Origin of the sequence: Methylobacterium sp. WL18 (assembly GCF_008040015.1) — a bacterium.
GTDB lineage: Bacteria > Pseudomonadota > Alphaproteobacteria > Rhizobiales > Beijerinckiaceae > Methylobacterium > Methylobacterium mesophilicum.
In genome coordinates this window covers 1-2,054 of record NZ_VRVD01000752.1, presented here as the reverse complement: position 1 = coordinate 2,054, position 2,054 = coordinate 1, and the positions used below count along the sequence as shown (strand labels likewise).

At 69.8% G+C, this 2,054-nt stretch carries 2 protein-coding genes and 1 pseudogene; all 3 read right to left on the bottom strand.

Annotation, left to right across the window (positions count from 1 at the left end; translation table 11 throughout):
* On the bottom strand, positions 1-1,256 hold a 1,256-nt coding region (locus FV228_RS27860), incomplete at its 3' end, for a right-handed parallel beta-helix repeat-containing protein (protein WP_246694054.1).
* Positions 1,257-1,258: 2 nt separating this feature from the next.
* On the bottom strand, positions 1,259-1,765 hold the full coding sequence (locus tag FV228_RS27855) for a hypothetical protein (protein WP_147857458.1): 507 nt from the start codon (positions 1,763-1,765) through the stop codon (positions 1,259-1,261).
* 108 nt (positions 1,766-1,873) lie between these two features.
* Positions 1,874-2,054, bottom strand: a pseudogene (locus tag FV228_RS33835) (hypothetical protein); the annotation flags it as partial.

Below are 2,054 nucleotides of genomic sequence, written 5' to 3'. Positions count from 1 at the left end.
GGCTTGGTCAGCGCGAGGCCGTCCGCGAACGGGGCCGCGCGGTCGCGGAAGGCGGGTGTGCCGGCGAGATCGGGGCCTTGCCCGTTCAGAGGCAGGCTCGCCCCGTCGCTGGTGGCCGTGACGGCCCAGCGATAGAGCGGGGCCCCGACGCTGCTGCCGATGAAGTTCGGCCCGATCGCGTTGCCGTTGTCGGCGGTGGTCGCCTCGACCGCGATGGCCGCGATGCCGGGCCGGGTGGCGAAGGCGATGTTGTTCAGCACCCGGTTGCCCGCGGTGCGATCGATCGACTTGGTGTAGTCCGAGGCCAGCACGATCTCGCCGCGGTAGACGTGCTTGCCGCCGGAATCGCGCATGTTTCCGGTGACGGTGTTGTTCACCACCGTGTTCGAGCCGGCGTCGAACAGGTTGAGGCCGGCGCCGTCGTTGTCGGTGGCGACGTTGAACGCGACGGTGTTGCCGTCGCACCATTGGTCGATCTGGATGCCGTTGCCGTCCTGGCCGGTGGTTTCCTTCTGGCCGGTGACGATGTTGTACCGGATGGTGTTGCGGTCGCCCGCGTCCTGGGCGGCGTCCTTGGCGTAGACGTGGATGCCGGAGGTGCCCGACATCCCGACGCCGTTGCCCGAGACCCGGTTGCCCTCGACCACGTAGCCCGACCCGTTGATCTCCATCCCGTGGATGCCGTTGCCGGTCACCGTGTTGGCCAGGATGTAGCTCGGATCCTCCGGCGGCACGTTGATCACGTCGACGGCGACCCCGTGGGTCTTGTTGTCGGAGAGCGTGTTGCCGGTGATGCGGTGGCCGGCCCCGGCGCCGTCGCCGATCCAGATGCCGAGACCGGATTTCGACACCGTGGAGTCCGCCACCGTCACGTGGTGCGAGCCGCGGCGGATGATGAAGCCGGAATTGACCGCGCCCTGCACGGTCAGGCCGGAGACCGTGACGTAGGCGGCGTTCTCGAACACCACCGAGTTCGACAGGACAGGCTTGGTCCCGGCGACGGCCGCCACGGTGACCGGCGCCTCGGCGCTGCCGCGGGCGCCGATCACCGCCACGTCGCCGTAGTTCCCGCCGCGGACCAGCACGCGCGATCCGGGGCCGAGACTCGCGAACGGCACGTCGGCGAGGCGGGCCACCGTGCGGTAGTTGTCCATCGCGCCACCCGCGGGATCCACCAGGATGTTCTGCTGTGATTGCGCATCGGCCGCGCCGCAGGCGGCGAGCAGGGCGGCGAGTCTCAGGGCGATATCACGCACCGTCAGAGGCCCTTCTCCAGCAGCTTCACCACGGCCTCGGCCCGTTCCTTCGAGTCGGTGACGTTGGTGAACGGCCGCCAGTTCACGTCGAGGACCCCGCCGTCGAACGTGAGGCGCTTTGCGTAGTTCGAGGCCGGCGCGGTGTTCTCGTCGAAGCGGACGCGGATGGTCTTGAGCTTCGCGGCCAGGGCGTCGCGGCCCATCTTGTCCTTGGCCACCTCCTTCAGCCCAGCGGCGAGGGGCTCGAAGATCGTCTTCTCGAAATAGTCCGGGTCGGAATAGTACTTGGCGTCGCCCGGGAGCGTCAGGTCGTCCCACGCCATCTCCACCGGCACGGCGAAGCCCGCCGCCCTCTGGATCGCCTTCTCCTGCGCGGGGTAGCGGTCTTGGCGGTAGGCCGCGATCGCCCGGCGCTCGGCGAGGCCGATGGTCGGCTCGGCCATGGCCGAGGGGGCGGACAGGACCGACAGGGCGAGCGCAGCGGCGAGGGCGTGACGGCGAGAGATCATACGGCGGTTCCTCGGTAGGATGGCCCCGGATGCGGGCTTGGCGTGATGGTTCGATGACGGGGCAGGCATGCTGTCAAAGTGAGACCCGCCCTCACGGGGAGATCGCCTTCACGGTGTCGGGGCGCAGCGCACCGGGCCGCCGGCCTCGACGGTGGGCGGGGCGGTCCCCGTGAAGAGTACGGGAAACGAGACGATGCTGGGCGTGTCCTTCGGGGCCTTTCCGGCCCGATAGCTCCCGGCGCAGGCCTTCACGGGCGCCGGCAGGGCCGCGACGGCGGGTGGAAGCGGC

What these genes read in the sequence shown, in the direction of transcription:
- FV228_RS27855 (WP_147857458.1), bottom strand. Translation starts at nt 1,765, where the DNA reads ATGATCTCTCGCCGTCACGCCCTCGCCGCTGCGCTCGCCCTGTCGGTC.